This window comes from Delftia sp. 60 (genome assembly GCF_002754395.1).
Lineage (GTDB): Bacteria > Pseudomonadota > Gammaproteobacteria > Burkholderiales > Burkholderiaceae_C > Comamonas > Comamonas acidovorans.
In genome coordinates this window covers 4,388,889-4,412,256 of sequence record NZ_PEFD01000001.1, presented here as the reverse complement: position 1 = coordinate 4,412,256, position 23,368 = coordinate 4,388,889, and the positions used below count along the sequence as shown (strand labels likewise).

The following is a 23,368-nucleotide window of genomic DNA, read 5'->3' as shown; positions in this document are numbered from 1 at the left end:
GGCGTTCCTGTGGTTCAGCGCGTCAGCGTGGCCAGGGCGCGCCGGGCCAGCGCCCGTCCGCTGAGCCAGGCGCCTTCGACGCCTGCGCCGCACATCCAGTCGCCGCACAGGCCCAGGCCCGCAGGCGCGTCCCACCAGCAGCGGTTGACCAGGTGCGGTGCCGGCAGCGCATAGCGCCAGCGGTGGGCTGTGACGCGCAGGCCGCCTGGCAGAGAGTCGGACAGAGAGCCGGCCAGTGGCCCGGCCAGGGCCTCGAATGCCTGCAGCAGTTGCCGGGCCACGGATTCGGCGTCCGACTCGATGTGATCCTGGCTCCACCGTGCACTGGCATGCAGCACCCAGGTCTGAGGTCCTTGCGGCACTTGCGGCCCCTGCCGCCCTGGCTTGGCGCTGTCGCGTGCCATCCAGCACAGCGGGCCATCCGTGATTTCTGCCGCATCCCAGTCCAGCGGCAGGGGGGCGTCGGTGCGCAGCATGGCCACCCAGCAAGGCTGCATGCGCGCGCTGGCAGCCAGTGCCGCCGCATAGGGCGAGACCGGCTCCAGCAAGGCTGCCGCCTGCGGTGCAGGCACTGCCAAAACCAGGGCGCAGTATTCCGATCCGATCTGCCCGTGTTCAGCGCAGTGCACAGTCCAGCAGGCAGATTCGTACTGCAACTGCTGAACCGTGGCTTGCAGGTGCAGCCGTGCGCCATGCCCCTGTTGTGCAAGCCGCTGGACAAGAAACGCTGCGGGAGAGGTCATGCGCGGCACGCCCACCCAGCGGTCGGGGCCTGCATCTGCTGGCACCACGTCTTTGCCCTGCAGGCGCACTTCGCGCGGACGCCAGGCGGCGACAACGCCGAGCTGCTCCCACTGGCGCACCTCCTGCACAAACTCCGGGTCCTGTGCCGCAAACGATGGAGCACCGTGATCGCACTGCCACGCACCCTGCGGATCCTGCGCGCGCCGCGTGCTCATGCGCCCCGATGGGCCTCGGCTTTTCTCGAAGATATCCACGCGGCAGCCAGCCTCGGCCAGCAGCTGTGCACATGCCAGACCTGCCATTCCCGCGCCGATCACCGCGACGGGGGGTGCGCCGTTCACAAGGCCTCCTGGCTGTGCGCTTCCTGGTGGCGATCATGGCTGACCCAGATCAGCGCGCCGGTATCGACGCCCAGTTCCGCGGCCTTGGCGACGACGGATTGCAGCGTCTGCGGGGGCAGTTTCGGCTCCCTGGCCAGTATCCAGCAGTACTGCGTGTCCGGCCCGAGGACCAGCGCCCAGCGGTAGTCAGGGTCCAGGGCGGCCACATGGTAGCCGCCGTAGAACGGGCCGAAGAAGGAGACCTTGAGCGAAGCCGTGTCCGGCTTGCCCGTGAACAAGGCCTTGCCGACGGCGCGCTGCCACTGGCCCCGGGGCACGGAAAACCCCCGGTTCACCACCTTCACGCTGCCGTCTGCCTGCGGCGTGTACTCGGCGGTCACATCGGTCATGCCCCGCTCGAAACCATGGTCCAGCCGAGCCAGTTCGTACCACAGGCCCTGGTAGCGCTGCAGGTCGAACGGTGAGACGGGCGTGACCGAGCCGGGCGGGCGCATGCTGGCGCAACCGCTGGCCAGCAGGCCGGCGCCAAGGGCCGCTGCCAGCAGGGTGCGCCGCCTGGCGGTGAAGACGGGGCGGGGGGCGGGAAAGTTCATGCGTATGTCCTTGGTGTTCTTGTCGTCTGCCGCCATCGGGCGACCAGCGGTGGCAGATCCGTGAGATGGCGCACCGGCGTCATGCCCGCGACCGGGCTGGAATAAAGCGCCGGGCATGCTCCGCCGGCCCACAACTCGATGGACGGCGGCAGGTGGCTGCGCAGCTCGCCCAGGCAAGCCTGCGCCATCGCTCCGTTGTGTGCGCTGCTGAAGCTCAGCCCCACGATGTCGGCGCGATGCGCCCGCGCGGCCTGTGCCACGTCGCCGATGGGCGTCTGGGTGCCCAGCGATACGCAGTTGCAGCCTTCCAGGGCCAGCAGGGCTTCGACCATGAGCAGCCCAAGTCCATGCATCTCCTGCGGCAGCGTGGTCAGCAACACCTTGGGCGCGGGTGGCGGGGAAGGGGGGGCGAGCGAGGCGATTGCCTGCCTCAGGACGCCGGTGAGCACCTCGGTGTACAGGTGCTCTTCAAACACTTCAAAACGCCCCTGTGCCCAGAAATCGCCGACCGCCGTGGTCAGCGGGGCCACGAGCGTGGTCACGAAACCGGCCAGACCCATGCGCGACTGGGCCAGGCTCAGGCAATGCCTGAGCTGGGCGGGATCATGGGCGGCAATGGCGTTGAGCATGGGGGCGAAGCGGTCAGAGTCTGCTGCGTTCTCTGAATTTGTCCTGGACAAATCCTTGCCCGGCGAGGTGTCGGCGCGGGCCAGCAGCGTCTGCAGGCCGTCCAGATCCACGCCCATCAGCTTGCTGGGGCGCAGCCCCGTATCCATGAGCCGCCGGATCAGGGTCAGTTGTCGAACCTGGTCTGCCGGGTAGCGGCGATCGCCTGCCGAATCCCGTTCAGGCCTTGGAAAGCCGTAGCGTCTTTCCCAGACACGCAGGGTGTCCTTGGCAAGTCCGGTCTCGCGTTCGACGGCCGAGATAGGCAGCCCGGGGCCAGGCGCCAAAGGCAGGGGGTCAGAAAGTGGCGTCATTGATCTGAAGGGGACAAAACGTCCGGTCATGGCCGGGATGTTTTGAGGGATTTTCTGAATTGTCTAGGACAAAAATATGTTTTGTCCAATATATTACATAGAGAAACAAAGCGCAGGCCCGCTGGTCGCCACCCGGCAGCCGCTGGCGCGAGTGCTTTGTAGATCCCGGCCAGGAGATGACGGCCCCAGGCGCAGGCGAGGCTTCACACCATGATCGCCGCGCCCTTGTGCAGTCTTTCCGGCCACGCAGTTCGTACCGATGATCATCATGAATTTGTCCAACTGGCCACTGGCCCGCCGTCTCGCAGCTGCCTTCGCATGCGTCATCGCCATTTTTCTTCTTGTCATCGCGCTGGCCGTGAGCAGCCAGTCCCGGCTCAAGGAGGCCCAGCAATGGAACGAGCACACCTTCAAGGTCATGTCCCAGGGACAGCGCATGCTCACGGGCATGGTCAACATGGAGACGGCCTCGCGGGGCTATCTCCTGTCGGGTGACTCCCGTTTTCTTGCCCCCTGGGATGAAGGACTCAAGGAGTTCGAGGCCTCCTGGCAGGAGGCCGTACGCCTGACCGAGGACAACCCCGCCCAGCAGCGCCGGCTCGACGGTATCCGGCTGCGCCACCGTGAATTCGTGCAGGCGGTGCAGCCGCTGCAGGCGCTGCGGCGGCAAGTCCAGGACGGCACGGCGACGGTCGAGGATCTGGTCCGCGAGTTCTCCCTGGGGCGCGAGAAGGCGGCCATGGATGGGCTGCGCGCACTGCAGGCGGACCTGGTGCGAGAGGAGGAGCAGCTCATGGCCGAGCGCCTGACGCGCACCGAGTCGCTGGCGGCAATGACGCTGGCGTTCGAGCTGGGCGGCGCGCTGGTGGCCGTCGTGCTGGCCGCTCTGCTGGGTACCTGGGTCACGCGCTCCATCACCGGCCCCATCGGCCGGGCCATCCAGGTGGCACGTGCGGTGGCATGCGGGGATCTGACGCAGCGGGTGGAGGCCACCACCCACGATGAAGTGGGGACCCTGCTGCGCAGCCTCGGCGAGATGAGTGATGCGCTATCGCAGGTCGTGGCTGTCGTGCGCAGCGGCAGCGAATCCGTGGCAAGTGCAAGCACGCAGATTGCCCAGGGCAACACCGACCTGTCCTCGCGAACCGAAAGCCAGGCCAGCGCGCTTGAACAGACGGCGGCCTCGATGGAGCAGCTCGGAGCCACCGTGACCCAGAACGCAGAGGGTGCCGGCAAGGCCAACGCGCTCGCGCAGCGGGCCAGCGGCGTGGCCGGGCAGGCGGGCGAGGTGGTCACCCAGGTCGTGGACACGATGAAGGGCATCAGTGAAAGTTCGCGCCGCATCGCCGACATCATCAACGTCATCGACGGCATCGCGTTCCAGACCAACATCCTGGCGCTGAACGCTGCGGTGGAGGCTGCGCGTGCCGGTGAACAGGGCCGCGGCTTCGCTGTGGTGGCCTCCGAGGTCCGCAGCCTGGCCGGCCGCAGCGCGGCGGCGGCCAAGGAGATCAAGGCCCTGATCTCCGACAGCGTCGAGCGGGTCGAACAAGGCTCTGTGCTGGCCGACCGCGCGGGGGGCACCATGGCTGAAGTGGTGACGAGCATACGCAGCGTCACCGACCTCATGGGGGAGATCAGCGCGGCTTCCGCCGAACAACGCAGCGGCGTTGCGCAGGTGGGCGAGGCGGTCATGCAGATGGACCAGGCGACACAGCAAAACGCGGCCCTGGTGGAGGAAATGGCGGCGGCAGCCACGAGCCTGCGCCAGCAGGCGCATGACCTTGTGCAGTCCGTGAGCGTTTTTCGCCTGGGGCCTCAGGCGCAGGGTTGAGGCAGGGTTGATGCACCGGGTGAAGACACGGTGCGGGACCCTGGGAGAGCGGGCCCCTCTACAGGCGCCGGAGCATCAGCCGCTGCTGCCGTTCTGCCCGGGCACCGGCCGGCGTTCAAACAGTTGCGCCATGGCTTTGGCGGCTGCCTCGGCCGCTTCGGCGCGGCGCATCTCGGCCGCGTCTTCAAACCCGCAGCCCATGGCCTGGGCCTCGGTGCCTGCGTAGTCGGCCAGCGTCTCGGCGCTGTCGCGGATGCTTTGCAGGGCGCGGGCCACCACATCCATGTGGCGATGGCCCTTGGGCGTCTCCAGCCATGCCAGGGCGAGCTGGGCGATGGCAGAAATCTCTGCACAGCCTTGCTGCACTAGATGGTCCATCTGGGTGAGGGCATTGGACAGCTGCCGGGTGCTGTGGCTGTCCTTGGCGAGGGTGGGCTGGGTGGTGGGGTTCATGCCTTGGCCCTCCGTGTGGAAGGGGCGGCGCCAAGAGAGGGCGCGCAGGCGAGTGCGAGGAAAACGGTGTTCATGCTTGATGCTCCATTGCAAAGCGAATTCACTGGCCTTTGCGATTGCATTGATCCGTGAATTGCATTGACAGACCTCGCTTTCGAAGAGGTTGTGCCGCTGTGTGATGGAGGTGTTTTGAAGCACCGGCCCCGTGACAGGGGGCCGGTGCGGATGATAGCGCCGGCCGGGAGGGCCGGAGGCGGCATGCCCGGCCATCCGGTTTTCCGAACGACGCAGGCGTTCCATCGTTCGGATTTCCGTTCCACCTTATGCATAAAAGTAAGGTCGATATAGGCGAATCAAGCAGTTAGCGCGGGGTGCAGGTGCCGGATGCGGCTGGCACGGTCTGTGCACTGTCAGGCGCAGGCCACGTGCATCGTGGTTGTGTATGCAGGGAGACAAGCCCGTCTTCGCTGTGGCATCCGGCCCGTGGCCGGCAGCCGTGGTGGGCGGGCTCGCTTGCAAGACCGAAATACGTCCAACGAAAAAATCCGCATGAAATTCAACCGCTTGACCACCATGGTGCTCGTGGCCATGGTCCTCGGCGTGCTGGTGGGCTATGCCTGCAACAGCTACGCACCCACGCCCGAGGCCGCCAAGGAAATCGCCAGCTACTTCGGCATCCTCACCGATGTCTTCCTGCGCATGATCAAGATGATCATCGCGCCCCTGGTGTTCGCCACCCTGGTGTCGGGCCTGGCCAACATGGGCGACGCCAAGGCCGTGGGCCGCATCGGCGGCCGCGCGCTGGGCTGGTTCATCGTGGCCTCGTTCTGCTCGCTGGCCATCGGCCTGATCTATGCGAACGTGCTGCAGCCCGGCCATGGCCTGAGCGTGGCCCTGCCGTCGTCGGCCGAGGGCCTGAACCTCAAGACCTCGGCGCTGAACCTCAAGGACTTCATCGCCCACGTGTTCCCCAAGAACATCTTCGAGGCCATGGCCACCAACGAGGTGCTGCAGATCCTGGTGTTCGCGCTGTTCTTCGGCATTGCGCTGGGCAATCTGCACAACCAGGCCGCGCGCTCCATGGTGGGCCTGATGGACGAAGTGGTCCACATCATGCTCAAGGTCACCGACTACGTGATGCGCTTCGCCCCCGTGGGCGTGTTCGGTGCCGTGGCTGGCACCATCACCATCCATGGCCTGGGCATGCTGTCGGTGTTCGGCAAGTTCATGCTGTGCTTCTACCTGGCCCTGGCCACGCTGTGGGTGCTGCTGATCGTGGCCGGCTACTGCGTGCTGGGCCGTGACATCTTCCGCCTGCTGAACCTGATCCGCGGCCCGCTGCTGGTGGGCTTTTCCACGGCCAGCAGCGAATCGACCTATCCCAAGCTCATGGAGCAGCTGGAGAAGTTCGGCATCAAGCCGCGCATCATCGGCTTCGTGCTGCCGCTGGGCTACTCGTTCAACCTGGACGGCTCGATGGTCTACACCACCTTCCTGGCCATCTTCATTGCCCAGGCCTACGGCATCGACATGACGCTGACGGCCCAGATCACCATGCTGCTGGTGCTGATGGTCTCCAGCAAGGGCATTGCCGGCGTGCCGCGCGCCTCGCTGGTGGTGGTGGCCGCCGTGCTGCCCATGTTCGGCCTGCCCGAGGCGGGCATCCTGCTGATCCTGGGCATCGACCACTTCCTGGACATGGGCCGCACGCTGACCAATGTGCTGGGCAATGCCATTGCCACGGCCGTGGTGGCCAAGTGGGAAGGCGCCGTCGACCCGACCGCGGCCACGGATGACGACGAGTCCCTGCTGCCCACGGACCATTCCGAGCAAGGGCGGCCCGCTGTCTCGGCCTGAGGCCCAGGCGGCGCTGGGGGGCACTGATAACATCGGTGCCTTCACCATGCCCGCCCGCCGCCCCCTGCGCCAGCTCATCCTGCTTTTGCTGTGGCTTGCCCTGAGCGGGCTGAGCGGCTGGGGTGCGTACCTGCTGGCGCAGCGGCTGGGCATCGCCGATCTGCGTGCCACGGGCATGCACCGGCTGGAGCTGTACGGCGCCAGCCTGCAGCGCGAGATCGGCAAGTACGCCTTCCTGCCCGACGTGCTGGCACTGGAAGGCAATGTGCAAAGGCTGCTGGCCGAGCCCGGCGACGAGCAGCTCACCAACCGCGTCAACGCCTACCTGGAGCAGCTCAACGACCGCGCTGGCACGCTGACCGCCTACCTGGTCGATGCGCGCGGCCACGTCGTGGCCTCCAGCAACTGGCGGCGCTCCGACAGCTACATGGGCGAGGACCTGAGCTTTCGCCCCTACTACCGCACGGCCATGGCCACGGGCAGCGCGCGCTTCTTCGGCATAGGCACCACGCGTGGCGAGCCCGGCTACTACCTGGCCTCCACCCTGGGTGACGACACCCACACGTTGGGCGTGGCCGTGGTCAAGGTCAGCCTGGACCAGCTGGAGCAGTCGTGGTCCACGGTGGAGGCGCCCGTGCTGGTGGGCGACGAGAACGGCGTCGTCATCCTGGGCACGGTCTCCGACTGGAAATTCACCACCCTGCGCACGCTGGACGAGGGCACGCGCGCCGCCTTCGACCACACGCGCCAGTACAACCGCCGCGCGCTGGAGCCCCTGGGCCTGCAGGTGCTGCGCGATCTGGGCCAGGGCGCGCGCCTGGTGCGCATTGCCCGCCATGGCGAGGAATCGCCAGGCTCGGTCTACCCGGTCAGCGGCCGCTTCCTGGCCCAGTCGCGCCAGCTGCCTGGCACGCCCTGGACGATCACCGTGCTCTCGCACCTGGAGCAGGTCGACCAGCTGGCCCAGAGCCGCGCGCTGGCCGCGGCCGTGGGCGCGGCCTTTGTGCTGCTGCTGGCCATGATGGTCAACGAGCGCCGCCGCCACCTGCGCGACCGGCTGGCAGCGCGCGAGGCGCTGCAGGCCGCGCACGACGAGCTCGAGCGCAAGGTGGAGCAGCGCACGGCCGACCTGTCGGCCGCCAACGAGGCGCTGCAGGCCGAGGTGGCCGAGCGCACCCACGCCGAGGCCACGCTGCGCGCCGCCCAGGACGAACTGGTGCAGGCCGGCAAGCTGGCCGTGATAGGCCAGCTGTCCACGGGCGTCGCCCATGAACTCAATCAGCCGCTGACGGCGCTGCGCACCCTGGCCGGCAACAGCCAGCGCTTTCTGGAGCGCGGCGATACCGAAACCACGCGCGTGAACCTGGAGCGCATGGCGCAGCTGGCCGACCGCATGGGCCGCATCACCGGCCAGCTGCGCAACTTCGCGCGCAAGTCCAGCGGCGCCAGCCAGCCCGTGCCGCTGGCGCATGCGCTGGACAATGCGCTGGCGGTGCTGGAGTCGCGCGTGGCCGAGACCGGCGCCCGCATCCTGCGCGATGACGGCGTGCCCGAGGCCGTGGCCTGGTGCGACCGCAACCGCATCGAGCAGGTGCTGATCAACCTGATCAACAACTCCCTGGACGCCATGCGCGGCCAGCCCGCGCCCTGCCTGGAGCTGGCCTGCGCCGTGGCCGATGGCCGCGCCCAGGTCACCGTGCGCGACCACGGCCCGGGCCTGAGCGAAGCGGCGCAGGCCCATCTGTTCCAGCCGTTCTTCACCACCAAGGAAGAGGGCGTGGGCCTGGGCCTGGGGCTGGCGCTGTCGGCCGGCATCGTGCGTGAATGCGGCGGCACCCTGACGGGCAGCAACCATCCGGGCGGCGGCGCCGTCTTCACGCTGAGCCTGGCCCTGGCACCCTCCACACCTTCTGCCGACACACCATGACCGACGCCCTCAAAGTCCTGATCATCGAGGATGACCCCGACATCGTGCTCGGCTGCGAGCAGGCTCTGCAGCTCGAAGGCATCGCCTGCGAAAGCGTGGGCAGCGCCGAGCAGGCGCGCCGGCGCCTGTCGCGCGACTTCGCGGGCATCGTGGTCAGCGACATCCGCCTGCCGCGCATGGACGGCATGGCCTTCCTGCGCGAGCTGGTGGCCATGGACCCGGAACTGCCCGTGGTGCTGATCACCGGCCACGGCGACATCTCCATGGCCGTGCAGGCCATGAAGGACGGCGCCCAGGACTTCATCCAGAAACCCTTCGCCCCCGAAACCCTGGTCGGCGCCGTGCGCCGCGCCCTGGAGCGCCGCCGCCTGGTGCTGGAAGTGCGGGCGCTGCGCCAGCAGCTGGACCAGCGCGACAGCCTGGAGCACCGGCTGATAGGCCGCGCGCCCAACATGCGCCAGCTGCGCCAGATGCTCACGGGGCTGGCGCAAAGCGCGGCCGATGTGCTGATCCAGGGCGAGACCGGCACGGGCAAGGAACTGGTGGCGCGCTGCCTGCACGAAGCCAGCGCGCGGCGCGAAGGCAACTTCGTGGCGGTCAACTGCGGGGGCCTGCCCGACACGCTGTTCGACAGCGAAATGTTCGGCAGCGAGGCCGGCGCCTATACCGGCGCGGGCAAGAAGCGCATCGGCAAGCTGGAGCACGCCAGCGGCGGCACGCTGTTCCTGGACGAGATCGAGAGCATGCCCCTGCCCATGCAGATCAAGCTGCTGCGCGTGCTGCAGGAGCGTGTGCTGGAGCGCCTGGGCTCCAACACCCTGATCCCCATCGACTGCCGCGTGATCGCGGCCACCAAGGTGGATCTGCTGGAGTTGAGCCGGCAAGGGCTGTTCCGCGCCGACCTCTACTACCGCCTGAACGTGGCCACCGTCTCGCTGCCGCCGCTGCGCGAGCGGCGCGAGGACGTGCCGCTGCTGTTCGAGCACTTCGCGCTGCAGGGCGCCGCGCGCCACCAGCGGCCCGTGCCCGAGCTGACCACCGCGCGCGTGCAGCAGTTGCTGGGCTATGACTGGCCCGGCAACGTGCGCGAGCTGCGCAACGTGGCCGAGCGCACGGTGCTGGGCATCGAGACCGGCTCGCCCCCCTTCGGCCAGCCGGCCGGCACCACCGCGCAGGACGCCGCGCCCCGGCCGCTGTCCGCTGCTGTCGAGGCCTTCGAGCGCGCCCTCATCGCCGACGCCCTGCGCCGCCACGCCGGCAGCCTGGCGCGCACGGCCGAAGCCCTGTCCATGCCCAAGACCACGCTGCACGACAAGATCCGCAAGTACGGGCTGGATGGGTAGGGGCTGGTTGCCCGCCCCCAACCCGGATTTTCCGGAAACGGCCTGGCCTACCTGGATTCGTAGGACGGGCGCAGTGCCGCAATCGCCTTTTGAATCGCAGCACGCACGGCGGGCCGGTCGATCACCTCGCCACAGTGCAGCACGGGCAATGGCTTGCCCTGTCCGGGACGGGTTTCGTCGCGCATGACGGCCATATCGCCGTTGGCGCCGTTGGTGTTCTCTCGCTGCACCTGCTCGGCAATGCCCGCCAGCGTTTCGATGTCCCCGTGCATGCGCTGCACGACAACGGATGCCCAGGCATCTCCTTGGTCCTTGAGATAGGGCTCGGCCTGCTGGGTCAGGCAGCTTGCGATGGCATAGCTTTCAACGTCGCGCTGCACTTGCGTGCGAGCGCCACCTGCGGGATTCGTGTCGGGGGTGCAGCCGGCGATGGCTGGAACCAAAAGAAGCAAGGCCACGCGCATCAAGTCAGCTCCCAAATTTCGCCTGTTGAGGTTGTGAGGGTCGACTGGCCCGGCCCGGCCCGGCCCGGCCCGGCATGCGCAGCCGCTGTCTTGGCCTGGCTGTCCACAGTCCACTCCATTTAGCCAAGCAATATATGTGAAAGGCCTGAGGTACCGGGAGTACCCAGGCCCTCAGCCGTTCGCAGCCGCCCTCAACCCCGCTCCCCGAACTCCACGCTTTCGCGCGTCCAGCGCCGCGCCTGCTCGCTCAGGCTCAGTCCCAGGCCGGGGCGCGTGGGCACGAGCATGCGGCCATCGGCGATGTCCAGGCGTTCGTTGAACAGCGGCTCCAGCCAGTCGAAGTGTTCCACCCAGGGCTCGTTGGCGCAGGTGGCGGCCAGGTGCACGTGCAGTTCCATGGCGAAGTGCGGCGCCAGGCTCAGGTGGGCCAGTTCGGCCTGGGCGGCGATCTGCAGGAAGGGCGTGATGCCGCCCACGCGCGGCGCGTCGGGCATGAGGAAGTCGGCGCTGCGGTGGCGTATGAGGTCGCCGTGCTCGGCGGCGCTGGTCAGCATCTCGCCGGTGGCAATCGGCGTGTCGAAGCGCGTGGCCAGCGCGGCATGGCCTTCGTGGTCGTAGGCGTCCAGCGGCTCCTCGATCCAGACCAGGTTGAACTCCTCGAAGACACGGCACATGCGCTGGGCCGTGGGGCGGTCCCATTGCTGGTTGGCATCGACCATGATGGGCGCGGCATCGCCCAGGTGGGCGCGCATGGCCTCCACGCGCCGTATGTCCAGCGCGCAGTCGGGCTGGCCCACCTTGAGCTTGATGCCCCCAATGCCGCGCTCCAGCGAGGCGCTGGCGTTGCGCTTGAGCTCATCGAGCGGCGTGTGCAGAAAGCCGCCCGAGGTGTTGTAGCAGCGCACGGATTCGCGCTGCGAGCCCAGCAGCTTGGATAGCGGCAGGCCCGCGCGGCGCGCCTTGATGTCGTACAGCGCCACGTCAAAGGCCGCGATGGCCTGCACGGCCAGCCCGCTGCGGCCCACGGAGGCGCCGGCCCAGCACATGCGCGTCCACAGCCGCGCAATGTCGCTGGGGTCTTCGCCCAGCAGGGTGGGCGCGATTTCGCTGGCATGGGCGAACTGGCCCGGACCGCCTGCGCGCTTGGCGTAGCTCAGGCCCAGGCCCCGATGGCCGTCGCGGGTCTGGATTTCGGCGAACAGCATGGCGACCTCGGTCATGGGCTTTTGGCGGCCCGTGAGCACCTTGGCATCGCTGATGGGCCGGGCCAGGGGGAGGTAGCAGGACGACAGGCGTATCCACTGGATGCGGTCCTGGCTGGTGGTTTCGGAGAGCGCGGAAGAAGTCATGGCTGCGGGAGTGCGGTGGTTGGAAAAATGTCAGGGGCAGGCATCAGTCGATGCTGATCTTTCCGGCCTCGATGACCGACTTCCAGCGCGCGTATTCCTGGCGCTGGAATTCGGCGAACTGCTGGGGCGTGCCGGCCACCATCTCGTAGCCGATGGAGACGAACTGCTCGCGCACCCGGGGATCGTTGAGCGCCTCGACAAAGGCCGCATGGGCCTTGTCGCGCAGCGCAGGCGGCAGGCCCTTGGGCGCGACGATGGCCTGCCAGGAGGCGACTTCCACGTTCTTCACCCCGGCCTCGGCCAGCGTGGGCAGGTCCGGCAGCACGGGCGAGCGGCGCGGGCTGGTCACGGCCAGGGCGCGCATCTTGCCGGCCCGGATGTGCTGGATCACGGCATTGATGTTCTGGAACGAGGCATCGACCTGGCCGCCGATCAGGTCGGCATGGGCCGGTGCGCCACCCTTGTAGGGGATGTGCACGCCCTGGGTGCCCGTCTGCTGCCAGAACAGTTCGGCCGTCAGGTGGTCGCTGGAGCCGTGACCGGCCGAGGCAAAGCTCATCTTGCCCGGATGGGCCTTGAGGTGGGCGACCACGTCGGCCACGCTTTTGTGCGGCGAGCTTGCGGGCACGACCAGCACGTTGGGCGACTGCACGGCCACGGTGATCAGGTCGAAGTCCTTGAGCGCGTCGTAGGGCAGGTTCTTGATCAGGTGGGGCACGATGACCAGCGGGCCCAGCGAGGTGACGAGAAAGGTCTGCCCGTCCGCCGCCGCGCGCTGCACGAAGGCTGCGCCGATGGTGCCCGTGGCGCCGGCCTTGTTCTCCACCACGAAGGACTGCCTCAGCTTGTCGCCCAGCCTGGGCGCCACGGCGCGCGCGACCTGGTCGGTGGAGCCGCCGGCGGGGAAGGGCACGACCAGGGTGACGGGCCTGTCGGGCCAGGCCTGGGCCGATGCAGAAAAGGCGGTGAGCGCGGCCAGGGCCAGCGCCATGGCACGAAGAATGTGATTCATCTTGTCTCCTGATTTGTGAATGACATCGTTGTCATTTCCGAGGAAATGAAAAAGCGCCGATGCCAATTTGTAGATGCAAGGATTTGCGCTTTCAGCAAAATGATATCGTTGTCATTTTGGCTGTCAATCACGATTTCTGCGATGCAGGGCAGGCTTGGCACCCGTGCGTGGAGGGCGGTCTGCTATCTTCAGGCCCGTCCCCGATACCAGCCCGCGATCGCGCTTGCCCATGAACACACCCACACCACCCAGGCCCGCCACGCTGCACGACGTGGCCGAGGCGGCCGGCGTCTCGCTGATCACGGCCTCGCGCGCACTGGGCAATCCTTCCATCGTTTCGGAGAAGACGCGCGAGCGCGTGCGCCAGGCCGTGGAGGCCACGGGCTATATCCCCAATCTGCTGGCGGGGGGCTCAAGTCCAGGCGCAGCCGCATGGTGGCCGGCGTGGTGCCTGCGCTGTCGGTGTCGCAATTCCTGCCCACGGTGCAGTCATTGACGGCCACGCTGGCGCAGGAGGGCTATCAACTGCTGCTGGGCCAGACCTTCTACGACGAGCAGCGCGAGGAAGAGGTGCTCAACGCCATGATCGGGCGCCAGCCCGACGGCATTGTGATGATGGGCCTGGTGCAGTCCGACAAGGCGCGCGAGCGGCTGCGCAGGACCGGCATTCCCGTGGTGGAAACCTGGGACTTCAGCGACCGGCCGCTGGACATGGTGGTGGGCTTTTCCCACCTGAAGGTGGGCAGCGCGCTGGCCGGCTATTTCCTCTCGCGCGGCCTGCAGCGCGTGGGCATGGCCACGGGCAGCGACCACCGGGCCCAGCAGCGGCGCGAGGGCTTTCTTGCAGCCTGGGGCCGCGAGGTGCCCACGGTCACCGTGTCCGCGCCCGGCAGCCTGGAGCTGGGCCGGCAGGCGCTGGGCCAGTTGCTGGCGCAGCAGCCCGATCTGCAGGCCGTGGTCTGCAGCTCGGACATGCTGGCCCACGGCATTTTGGTGGAAGCCCAGGCGCGCGGCCTGCGCGTGCCCGTGGACCTGGCCGTCTCGGGCTTCGGCAATGCCGATTTCGCGGCCCACCTGCTGCCGTCGCTGACCACCGTGCATGTGGACGGACCGGGCATAGGCCGCCTGGCCGCCGAACTCGTGCTGGCCCGCTGCAAGGGCCACAGTGCCGGGCGCTCGGCGTGCGACCTGGGGTTCGAGCTGATCGAGCGGGATTCGACCCGCCGAGCTTAGAGGGTCAGCACACGGCAGCCGCCTGGCGCTCGGCCGCCAGCCCGAAAAGGCTGCCCAGCGCGTGCTGGATTTCATCAGGCGCCAGCTGCCTGGTCTCGGTGCCGCTGGCCGTGATGGTCTTGAGCGCGTCGCCCACCAGGATCATGCGGCCGGCCGGCTGGTGCAGCACCACCACCCGCTTTTGCACGAAGATGGCGTCCGGGTGCGTGGAGTTCAGGTAGTTGGCGGGGGCGAAATCCACCCATTCCTGGGGCGACAGGTTGAAGGCGTACTGGTTGGCCCATTCACCATCCACGCGGGCCTGCAGCAGGTATTCGCCCTGGTCGTCCAGGCTCAGGCGGAAGGTGTCGCCGTCCTGGCGGACCTCGGTATCCAGCTCGTCCAGTGCCATGGGGGCGCGTATGCCGTAGCTGCCAAAGCCCAGGTCGCACAGCCAGCGCCGTCCCTCGACCTCGGCCACCAGGGCCATGTGGGTGCGGGGGCGGCGTGCCGGATAGAACATGGGCCGCGCCGCCACAAAGCGGTAGGCAATGCCCAGGGCCTGCAGCGCCATGGCGAACAGGCCGTTCACCTCGTAGCAGTAGCCGCCTCGGGCGCCGCCGAGGATCTTGCCCGCAATGTCTTCGGGCACCAGAGAGACGATCTTGCCGGCCTGCACGTCGAGGTTCTCGAAAGGCACGGAAAACAACTGCTGGCGCATCAGCGCATGCAGGGTGGCGGCACTCGCCTGGGCGGAGTCCCCGGCACTGAAGCCGATGCGGCGAAAGTAGGCCTGGAGATCGAAATTGCTGGCTTGCATGGGTTTCCTCGGGTTGCTTGATGGCTGCAACGATAAATCGGGGCCACCAATGCCTGTATAAGCAGAATCCAAGAAAACTGACCTGTACAGATTGGCATGCCCATCACCAACGAACCCTTGCCCCAGTACCGCCGCATTGCCCAGGCCCTGCGCCAGACGCTGGCCTGCGGCGCACTGCGCCCCGGCGACAGGCTGATCTCCGCCCGCAGCCTGGCCGAGCGCGAACAGGTCAGCCTGCCGACCGCGCTGGAGGCGCTGCGCTGCCTGGAGGCGGAGGGCCTGATCGTGGCGCGCCCGCGCTCGGGCTACTTTGTGCGCCAGGCAACCGGCGGCGCGGCGCTGCAGGCGTCCCGCCCGTCGTCTCGTCCCGTGCCCGTGACCCTGTCGGCCCTGGCGCGCTCGCTGTTCAGCAGCCCCGACACGCGCCTGATCCCGCTGGGTGCGGCATTGCCCGATCCGGCCTGGCTGCCCACGGCCCGGCTGCAGCGCGCGCTGCAGACCGCCGGGCGCCGCCTGGACGCGCACGGGCAGACCTACAGCATGCCGCCGGGCCGTGCCGACCTGCGCGGCCAGATCGCAGCCCGGGCCGCGCAATGGGGTGCGCGCTTCGGCCCCGATGACCTGGTCCTGACGGCAGGCGCCACCCAGGCCGTGCGGCTGGCCCTGCGCGCCGTGTGCAAGCCCGGCGATGTCGTGGCCGTGGAGCGGCCCGCCTATTTCGGCAGCCTGCTGCTGCTGGAGGACCTGGGCCTGAAGGCGCTGGAGATTGCCACCGATCCCCGCGAAGGCCTGCTGCTGGAGCCGTTGGCCGAGGCCATTGCCCGCCACCGGCCGGCTGCCGTGCTGGCATCGCCCACTGTGCAGAACCCGCTGGGCGCCAGCATGCCGGTGGAGCGCAAGCAGGCCCTGGTGGCGCTGCTGGAGCGGGCGGGCATTCCCTTGATCGAAGACGATGTCTATGGCGACCTTGCAGGCGACGGCCAGCGCCCGCCGGCCTGCAAGGCCTTCGACGGCAGCGGCAACGTGCTGTATTGCGGCTCGGTGTCCAAGACCCTGGCGCCGGGCTGGCGCGTGGGCTGGATTGCGGCGGGCCGCTTCCATGCCCAGGTGCTGCAGGTGCGCCTGGCGGGCGACTGGGCCGGTGCGCCGCTGCTGGAGGCTGCCGTGAGCGAGGTGCTGGCCAGCGGCGACTACGACCGGCACCTGCGCCGTCTCAAGTCCCGAGTGCAGGCCGGGGTGCAGGCCGTCACGGCCAGGGTCGAGGCCAGCTTTCCGCCCGGCACCCGCGTCTCGGCCCCGCGCGCGGGCTTTCTGCTGTGGGTGGAACTGCCGCGCCAGGTGAATGCACTGGAGGTGCACCGCCGCGCGCTGGAGCTGGGCATTGGCGTCAGCCCCGGCCCGCTGTTCTCATCGCGCTCGGACCTGCCCAACCACCTGCGCCTGAACTGCGCCAACGAGCCCACGCCGCGCCTGCTGGGGCCGTGGGGCAGGTGGGGGAGATATGCCGGGGTTTGGTCGAGGGTGCTGCGGCGCGCCAGGGGGCACAGGTCGGCCAGCCTACTTCTTCTCGCGCGGCACGTGCTCCATGAGAAAGAACTCGGTCAACGCGCTTGCTTTTGAGTCGAATGTATTCGGATGGCTGAACGTTGCTTTATTGCAGGAAAAATTGCCATGCGCGCTATTTTTAAATAGAACTATTGAAATTTTGAATATGTAGGATATCTTTCATAAGAGATTGATGTTCCGACTTTTTTAGATTTATCCAATAAAATTGCATCTTCTCCAAAGATTTTTTGTCGCCGTCGATGATTTCTTTTGTTTTGACAATATGCAGTTGATTTTTCTTTCCAGAAGAGAACTCTAGTTCTAAGGAGGCAAGCAGCAAAAGATAGAGTGCAGTCTTTGCCTCGTCGTCGAATTTTCTCAATTCTAGTGCATTCAATAATCTGGGAATAATTTCAGGATCTGCAAATTCTATTTCCCAATCCTGTTCTTTGCCGCTAGTGGTTATTCCAATCAAAGTGCTGGCCATTTTGGCTGCCTTTACCGTGGGTCCATAGTATTCTGACATATTCATAGCTCAGGATATGCGGTTTTTACTCCATTGGTGCTGGGTACTATACGCACTGATGTTGCTGGTACATATTTTCCGTCAGGCATAATAATTCTGGCGGGAAAGTTTGGAGGTATTGGTACAGATATTGCTCCATTTTTTAGGTTGTTTAAATTATCAGAGATAAGCCGTGCTGCGGTCTGATCGTCGAGAAACTGCCCCGTTGGCAAACCTGATCCTGCTGCACGCTTTGTTAGGAAATCCGTCGAGTTTTGTCCATGAACTGTGAAGGTATGACCAAATTTCGCTTTAGTAATTGGAATTATGGAACTTGCGGAATTTGTTGCTCGATAAATGGAAAGACCAATACCCGCGCCTCCAGGTACCACAGGTATCGCCGCCGCAACCCCATCAATCGCGATACCCGCCGCATCCACCGTGGCACCGCTCCAGTTCCCTTCCTGGACATTGCTGACCAGGCTCTGGAAGCCCAGGGAAATATTGAACGCGTCCCAGACGGTTTCGGCAAGCTTGCCGTCCGGATCGATGTAGCTGTTGGGGTTGTTGTTGGCGTAGGCGTAGCGGTTGAAGCTGTGGATCTGCTCGGGATTCATCTCCTTGGGGTCCATGCCCGTGAACCGGCCCAGCAGCGGCATGTAGTACCGCGCGCCCATGTAGGTCATGCCCGTATCGGGGTCGTAGGGCCTGCCAGCGAACCACAGCTTGTTGTCCGCGCTGGCCGGTTCCACCTTCTGGCGGTAGCCATAGGGCAGGTAGTTTTCCTTCCAGAGGACGGTACCGGCCTGGTTGGTGGCCAGCCAGGGAGTGCCTGCCGCGTCGTTGTGGAAGTAGGTGATGGTGGCCTGGGCCAGCGCAGCGGGTGCGGTCAGCAGGACTGCCAGAAGCAGCGCGACAGCTGCGAGCAGGCGCCGGCAGGATTGGTGGATGGCGTTCTTCATCGGGCGCTCACTTTCTGTGCAATGCGCTTGCCGTTGAGGTAGATGTATTCGGTGAGCTGGCCGGAGCCGTATTCCGCGAGCAGGTTGCCGTGCACACCATGGAACTCGTAGGTGGTCACGCCTGCCTTGGTGGTGTGGGTGCGTTTCTGGTCGCCGTCGTAGGCATAACGGATGGGGGAATTGCCCCAGCAGTCGGCGCACAGCAGGTTGGGGACGGCGTCGTAGGTGTAGGACTTCTGGCTGCTCTGGATGAAGTTACCCGCCGTGTCGTAGGTGAAGTGGTTGGTCGGGCCGCCATTGACGGTGATGGAGGACAGGCGGTGGCGGCTGTCGTAGCGGTAGTCGATCAGTTCGCTGCCCAGGCTCTGGCGGGTGATGTTGCCGGAGCCGCTGTAGCTGATGCTTCCGCGCCCCCTGGAGGTGCCCATGGATACCAGTCTGTGCACGCCGTCATAGCCGAAGGTACGGTCATAGTCCGCATCGGCCCTGTCCCTCACGCTGGTGAGATTGCCCGTGCGGTCATAGGTCAGGATGGATCGGTGGAAATAGCTGCCCTGGCGCGAGGTGGCGAACGAAGCGGGAAGCAGCCTTTCGTTCTGGCCATATTCGGACTGCACTCCGTTGGCATAGGCGATGCGCTGGATCTGGCTGGACGGCCAGTAGCTGACGCTGCTGATGTAGCCGGGCATGGCCGTGGGTCTGCCCAGACTGTCCAGTGTGTAGCTGACGGTGGAGCCAGACAGTGGGTAGGTGATGGATGCCAATTGGTCATTGCCGTTGTAGCTGTAGCCAGCATTCCAATTGAAGCCACCTGCAGCCAACTCCTCCCGCGTGAGGTTGCCGTTGCGGTCGTAGGTGAAGCGACGTGTGGCTTCGGATGTGGCCGTGCTCAGCAGGCGGTGGGCCCTGTCGTAGCTGTGCGTGACGTCCGGGGTGGAGCCGGGGTAGCTGATGGACTGCAGGCGGTTGTGCCCGTCGTATCGGTATTGGATGGTGCCTACGGTCCCTGTGATCCTTGAGATCATGTTGCCTGCGGCATCGCGGCCCAGGCTTGTGGTGCCGGTCTCTGGGTGTGTGATGGATGTCAGTTGGTAGCTGCCGTTGTAGCCGTAGCTTCGTGTGATGCCCGCTTGCGTGACTGAGGTCACCAGTCCCCTGGCATTGCGGCCGATGGACAGGTTGGTGGACGGCTCCGGTGTGGAGATGGCCATCAGCAGCGGCTGGTCGGGGTCGCCGTAAGCGCGGTAGCGGTAGGTGGTTGTCAGACCGCGTTCGTCCACCACGGCGCGTGTGGCGGGGCCGTAGCCTATGCCCTGCGTGCTGCCATCCGCATGGCGTATGGAGATGACGCGGTCCAGGATGTCGTGCCGATAGGCGGTTCCTGCGCTGGTGCCCGGGTCGGATTCAAAGGTTCTGCGGCCCAGCGCGTCGACGCTGAAACTTCGCACGATGCCGCCATAGTTGACGGACACGGGCTGACCGAAGCCGTTGAAGCTGGTGGTCTGGGTGAGCGCTCCCCGGCTGACGGTGCGCGTGGTGGTGCCATGGCTGATCTGTACGCTGTTGCCTGCGGGATAGCCGACGGAGATGATGCGGTTGAGACTGTCATAGCCATAGGTCCAGGTACTGCCGTCACCCCGGGTCTCGTAAGTGACGTTGCCCGCATCGCTGACCGTCCGCGAGATGGAAATGCCCTCGGGCTGCGATTCCGATTGGGCTATTCCCCGCCTGTAGCCACCGTAGTAGTGTGTCAGCCCTCGCGGGAAGGTGGTGGCGCTCAGGTTGCCTTGGCCGTCATACGCGTGGCGGGTCTGGATGCCATCGCGGGTGATGGAGGTCATGTTGCCATTGCCGTCGAAGCTGCGCGATATGCTGCCGCCCGCATGGCTTTCGCTTTGCACCTGGCGCACTATCCATTTGGACGGGTTGATGTAGTAGCTCAGGCTGGTGGTGCGGTTGCCGCTCGATGGGCCGTATTCGGAGATCGTGCCAGGATTGCCATAGGTGTCGAAGTTGCTGTAGCGGGTCGTATAGCTGGCGTTGTCTCGGGTGATGGTGCGCTCTGCAAGAAGCGGGGCGTTGAATTCACCGATATCGACCTTGGTAGCGAAGGCGCCGGGACGGAAGTTGTTCTCGCTCGATATCTTCTGCTTGCCCCAGGTGTAGGTCTCGGTCTGGCTGCTACCCAGGCTTTTGGAGGCCAGCAGGCCCACCATCCATACGCTGCCCGAGCTAGAGTAATTGGGCCCTATGTGCCGGTAGGTCACGGTGCCTGAGGGGGTGTTGACGGTGGTTACGTCGTGTGCGCCGGGGCGTCCGGGCGCGTAGCTGAAGGACCAGTTGCCTCCCGTGCTTGTGGACTTGGCCGTGACCACGGTAGAGCGGCTGGCGGGATTGGCCTGGGTGTCGAAGTGGACGAAACCGTATTGATAGCCGATGGAGCCCCCTGAGGGTAGGTCAGGCGCCGCATGATGTGGCTGCCGGGGGTGTTGTTGAGGTTCCCGTTGTAGTCATAGATCCAGCGCAGACCGTCGGGCCGGGTGACGGAGCCGAGCTGGAATTTGTCCCTGACGTTTGAGATGCCCTGATAGGCGTAGTGGTAGGTCTGGCCTGCCGCGCTGATGGCGGTGATCCTCCGGCTCGCCATACCGCTGTCCGCATAGAAAAACTGGACTGAGCGACCATCGCTTGTGACCACGCTGGATATCTGCGGCGAGGCGGCCGCCGCGTACTGGATGGTGGCGTAGTTGCCGTTGCGGTCCGTGATGCGGCTCGTCAACCAGGCATATGTGGGATAGGGGCCGCCACCCAGATTGACCAGTTGGTTCATGTCGTAGCGCGTGCCGTCGGGTGATGTGACGGCCAGCCCACCCGCGCCGCTGGTGATGCAGTCGGCGCGCCAACGCTGCGTGGTGACCAGCAGTGGTGCGGTCGTGCCTGTGAAAGCCAGGAGCTGGCGGCTGCCGTCAGGCAGCTCCAGCACGGGGTTGTCAGCGATGGTCTGGCTGTTCTTGTTGAAGCAAATACTGGTTTCGCGGGACTTGAGCACCCTTCCAAAATGGATGTTCCAGCCCACGCCCGCCAGCGATTCATGGAGCGCCGGATTAGTGGGCTCTACCGATGTGCTGTTGTACGAACGTACTACTTTCAGGTCGAAGCCGCCATTGCCGGGCAGGTGGATATCCACGTAATGCAGTTGCAGTGCGCCGGTGAATGGATCAATGAATTCACCGAATCCCTGGTTTACATAGCTGCGATTGGGTTGAATTCCCGGATCTTTGTAGAAGTCGGGAATGACTTCCTGGGAATGGACGGGCCATGCCGCCATTGTCATCAGCAGCGCCAAGCTGCCCGCAATTGCCTTTATTGCCGGATTCATGGGTTCTCCCTGAAGAAACTGGACAGGTGCGCACGCGCGGCTCGGGCAGTTGGTTCTGCTCTTGGCTGGCTGCAGGGCCATGCTGTGCATTCTCAGGGAGGCCGGCAAGAGAGCCCCCTTGGGCGGCAGGGTGGCTTCGAACGGTTCTTTTTACGCCGGAGTGCGGGAATCCAGCTAATGCGCTACATCAGGAATCCCGTGTTAATGACTGTCAAGAAAAGAAAATAGCCAAGCGTCCATCTTGAAAAGCGCACCGAATCATGACCTTTGATCGGTATTTTTCCAGAATATCTCTCAGCTTATTTTCAGATTATTCCTAGGATCATTGGAGGCTACGGGATTGGATTTTCCATGAAGCCGTCCCACTCTGACGCCTTATTTCTTCTCGCGCGGCACGCGCCCCATGAGGAAGAACTCGGGATTGGGCTGCATGCCGGCAAAGCTGGCCATGCGGTTGGACAGGCCGAAGAAGGCGGTGATGGCGGCGATGTCCCAGATGTCCTCGTCGTCGAAGCCATGCGGGTACAGCGCCTCGAAGTCGGCCTCGCAGATTTCATGGCTTCGCTCGCAGACCTTCATGGCGAAGTCCAGCATGGCGCGCTGGCGGGCGCTGATGTCGGCCTTGCGGTAGTTGACGGCCACCTGGTCGGCCACGTAGGGCTGCTTTTCGTAGATGCGCAGGATGGCGCCGTGGGCCACCACGCAGTACAGGCACTGGTTGGCCGCGCTGGTGGTGGTGACGATCATCTCGCGCTCGCCCTTGGTCAGGCTGCCTTCCTCCTTGAGCATGAGGGCATCGTGGTAGGCGAAGAAGGCGCGCCATTCGGCGGGGCGGCGCGCAAAGGCCAGGAAGACGTTGGGAATGAAGCCTGCCTTTTCCTGCACTTCAAGGATGCGGGTGCGGATGTCCTCGGGCAGGCTGGACAGTTCGGGCTGGGGGTAGCGGGCGGTGGCCATGTGTCTTGTCTCCTGGGTGTGGTGGTTGTCGTTGCGGGCCATGTTCGCATGGCCTGCGCTGCGCGGGGTGAACGCGCATGACAGCCTGTCTGCCGCCGAGGTTGCAGATTGCGCCCGGGCTCAGGCGGGCGCCATCTCCGGCTCAGGCCGTTGTGCAAACCAGTCGCCCAGAAAGCCGGTGAGCGCGCGGATTCTGGCCGACATCTCGCTGCGCGTGGCGTGCACCAGGTAGATGTCGGCCGCAGGCAGTTGCCATTGGGGCAGGACCTCGCGCAGCGCGCCTGCGGCCAGCGGCGCGGCCACGTCCCAGAGCGAGCGCTGCAGGATGCCGTGGCCGTCCAGCGCCCAGGCCAGGGCCGCTGCGCCGTCGTTGGTGCTCATCACGCCGTTGACCTTGATGTTGTGCTCGCTCAGGCCCTGGCGCGTGCGCCGGCTCAGGCGCCAGCTGCCATAGGTTTCGTCGCTCTCGCGGATCACGATGCAGCGGTGGGCCTGCAGGTCGGCGGGCTGGCGCGGCTCGCCGTGGGCGTTGAGGTAGGAGGGCGCGGCGCACAGCACGCGGCGGTTGGGCAGCAGCAGGCGGGCGGTGAGGGCGGAGTCGGGCAGGGCGCCAAAGCGCACCACGGCGTCAAAGCCCTGCTCGACCAGGTTGACGGGCCTGTCCGTCAGCTGCAGTTGCACCTGCACCTCGGGATAGGCGCGCGCAAAGGCCGACAGCGCGGGCGCCAGCCGCTGGCGGCCAAAGCCCAGCGTGCAGGCAATGGACAGCGGGCCGCGCGCCGTGGCGCGCGTGCCCGAGATGCTGCGCTCCAGCGCCTCCAGGTCGGCCAGGATGCGCGCGCCGTCCAGCAGGTAGGCTTCGCCTTCGGGCGTCAGGTGGATGCGCCGTGTCGTGCGCTGCAGCAGGCGCACGCCCAGGCGCCGCTCCAGCAGGGACAGGCGGCGGCTGACGGCGGGCGGCGTTACGCCCATCTGCTGGGCCGCGGCGGCCAGGCTGCCTTCGCGGATCAGCAGCGAGAAGAAACGCAGGTCTGAAAAGCCGTCCATGGTGGATGCGGTGGATGGTTGATTCGTAAATTGAACTGATGGAT

Annotated in this window: 19 protein-coding genes and 1 pseudogene; 6 read left to right on the top strand and 14 right to left on the bottom strand. The window is 66.0% G+C overall.

Annotated features, from left to right (window positions below):
• Positions 1 to 14 precede the first annotated feature (14 nt).
• Genes CLV01_RS19995 through CLV01_RS19985 form a run of 3 tightly spaced genes read right to left on the bottom strand, consistent with a single transcriptional unit; the run spans position 15 to position 2,658 of the window.
• Positions 15 to 1,085 (bottom strand): NAD(P)/FAD-dependent oxidoreductase, encoded by a 1,071-nt coding sequence (locus tag CLV01_RS19995; RefSeq protein WP_099733391.1) that lies wholly within the window; start codon positions 1,083 to 1,085, stop codon positions 15 to 17.
• A complete protein-coding gene (locus tag CLV01_RS19990) occupies positions 1,082 to 1,714 on the bottom strand; it encodes a lipocalin family protein (protein WP_099733392.1) in 633 nt (210 codons plus the stop codon). The genes CLV01_RS19995 and CLV01_RS19990 overlap by 4 nt, the downstream gene beginning before the upstream one ends.
• Positions 1,675 to 2,658, bottom strand: a complete 984-nt coding sequence (locus CLV01_RS19985) for a MerR family transcriptional regulator (RefSeq protein ID WP_099733393.1) — start codon at positions 2,656 to 2,658, stop codon at positions 1,675 to 1,677. Before CLV01_RS19985 ends, CLV01_RS19990 begins: the two co-directional genes overlap by 40 nt.
• 259 nt (positions 2,659 to 2,917) lie before the next feature.
• Here CLV01_RS19985 and CLV01_RS19980 point away from each other — a divergent pair, with 259 nt between their 5' ends.
• Positions 2,918 to 4,492 (top strand): methyl-accepting chemotaxis protein, encoded by a 1,575-nt coding sequence (locus tag CLV01_RS19980; RefSeq protein WP_099733394.1) that lies wholly within the window; start codon positions 2,918 to 2,920, stop codon positions 4,490 to 4,492.
• 75 nt (positions 4,493 to 4,567) lie between these two features.
• Here the strand turns inward: CLV01_RS19980 and CLV01_RS19975 are convergent, their stop codons facing one another.
• A complete protein-coding gene (locus tag CLV01_RS19975; protein ID WP_099733395.1) occupies positions 4,568 to 4,945 on the bottom strand; it encodes a hypothetical protein in 378 nt (125 codons plus the stop codon).
• Between the two features lie 549 nt (positions 4,946 to 5,494).
• Between CLV01_RS19975 and CLV01_RS19970 the strand changes: the two genes are divergently transcribed.
• The 3 genes from CLV01_RS19970 to CLV01_RS19960 are packed head-to-tail and all read left to right on the top strand — an operon-like array spanning position 5,495 to position 10,072.
• Positions 5,495 to 6,802, top strand: coding sequence for a dicarboxylate/amino acid:cation symporter (locus CLV01_RS19970; RefSeq protein WP_043821572.1), 1,308 nt, complete (start codon positions 5,495 to 5,497; stop codon positions 6,800 to 6,802).
• 46 nt (positions 6,803 to 6,848) lie between these two features.
• A complete protein-coding gene (locus CLV01_RS19965; protein WP_099733396.1) occupies positions 6,849 to 8,729 on the top strand; it encodes a sensor histidine kinase in 1,881 nt (626 codons plus the stop codon).
• Complete coding sequence (locus tag CLV01_RS19960; protein WP_043821568.1) at positions 8,726 to 10,072, top strand: sigma-54-dependent transcriptional regulator; 1,347 nt, start codon at positions 8,726 to 8,728, stop codon at positions 10,070 to 10,072. Before CLV01_RS19965 ends, CLV01_RS19960 begins: the two co-directional genes overlap by 4 nt.
• A gap of 47 nt (positions 10,073 to 10,119) precedes the next feature.
• On the opposite strand, the gene CLV01_RS19955 is transcribed toward CLV01_RS19960, so the two are convergent.
• The 3 genes from CLV01_RS19955 to CLV01_RS19945 form a co-directional block, all read right to left on the bottom strand.
• On the bottom strand, positions 10,120 to 10,536 hold the full coding sequence (locus tag CLV01_RS19955) for a hypothetical protein (RefSeq protein ID WP_099733397.1): 417 nt from the start codon (positions 10,534 to 10,536) through the stop codon (positions 10,120 to 10,122).
• A gap of 191 nt (positions 10,537 to 10,727) precedes the next feature.
• A complete protein-coding gene (locus CLV01_RS19950) occupies positions 10,728 to 11,885 on the bottom strand; it encodes an L-talarate/galactarate dehydratase (protein WP_099733398.1) in 1,158 nt (385 codons plus the stop codon).
• Between the two features lie 43 nt (positions 11,886 to 11,928).
• Complete coding sequence (locus tag CLV01_RS19945; RefSeq protein ID WP_099733399.1) at positions 11,929 to 12,897, bottom strand: Bug family tripartite tricarboxylate transporter substrate binding protein; 969 nt, start codon at positions 12,895 to 12,897, stop codon at positions 11,929 to 11,931.
• Positions 12,898 to 13,126: 229 nt separating this feature from the next.
• Between CLV01_RS19945 and CLV01_RS19940 the strand changes: the two are divergent.
• Positions 13,127 to 14,130: pseudogene (locus CLV01_RS19940) on the top strand (LacI family DNA-binding transcriptional regulator).
• A 4-nt stretch (positions 14,131 to 14,134) separates the two neighbouring features.
• On the opposite strand, the gene CLV01_RS19935 reads toward CLV01_RS19940, so the two are convergent.
• Positions 14,135 to 14,929, bottom strand: coding sequence for an arylamine N-acetyltransferase family protein (locus CLV01_RS19935; RefSeq protein ID WP_099733401.1), 795 nt, complete (start codon positions 14,927 to 14,929; stop codon positions 14,135 to 14,137).
• Between the two features lie 96 nt (positions 14,930 to 15,025).
• Here CLV01_RS19935 and CLV01_RS19930 point away from each other — a divergent pair, with 96 nt between their 5' ends.
• Positions 15,026 to 16,549, top strand: a complete 1,524-nt coding sequence (locus tag CLV01_RS19930) for an aminotransferase-like domain-containing protein (RefSeq protein ID WP_257221415.1) — start codon at positions 15,026 to 15,028, stop codon at positions 16,547 to 16,549.
• A gap of 64 nt (positions 16,550 to 16,613) precedes the next feature.
• Here CLV01_RS19930 and CLV01_RS28930 read toward each other — a convergent pair whose 3' ends face one another.
• The 6 genes from CLV01_RS28930 to CLV01_RS19905 form a co-directional block, all read right to left on the bottom strand.
• On the bottom strand, positions 16,614 to 17,000 hold the full coding sequence (locus CLV01_RS28930) for a hypothetical protein (RefSeq protein WP_180288431.1): 387 nt from the start codon (positions 16,998 to 17,000) through the stop codon (positions 16,614 to 16,616).
• A gap of 2 nt (positions 17,001 to 17,002) precedes the next feature.
• Entirely contained in the window at positions 17,003 to 17,941 is a 939-nt protein-coding gene (locus tag CLV01_RS19925) for an RHS repeat domain-containing protein (RefSeq protein ID WP_099733403.1), read from the bottom strand.
• Positions 17,938 to 20,208: a hypothetical protein gene (locus tag CLV01_RS19920; RefSeq protein WP_218968195.1), complete on the bottom strand. Its 2,271-nt coding sequence runs from the start codon at positions 20,206 to 20,208 to the stop codon at positions 17,938 to 17,940. The genes CLV01_RS19925 and CLV01_RS19920 overlap by 4 nt, the downstream gene beginning before the upstream one ends.
• Positions 20,209 to 20,234: 26 nt before the next feature.
• Positions 20,235 to 21,320: a DUF6531 domain-containing protein gene (locus CLV01_RS19915; protein WP_099735318.1), complete on the bottom strand. Its 1,086-nt coding sequence runs from the start codon at positions 21,318 to 21,320 to the stop codon at positions 20,235 to 20,237.
• Between the two features lie 375 nt (positions 21,321 to 21,695).
• Positions 21,696 to 22,277 (bottom strand): peroxidase-related enzyme, encoded by a 582-nt coding sequence (locus CLV01_RS19910; RefSeq protein WP_013801997.1) that lies wholly within the window; start codon positions 22,275 to 22,277, stop codon positions 21,696 to 21,698.
• Between the two features lie 120 nt (positions 22,278 to 22,397).
• On the bottom strand, positions 22,398 to 23,324 hold the full coding sequence (locus tag CLV01_RS19905; protein ID WP_099733404.1) for a LysR family transcriptional regulator: 927 nt from the start codon (positions 23,322 to 23,324) through the stop codon (positions 22,398 to 22,400).
• Positions 23,325 to 23,368: the final 44 nt, after the last annotated feature.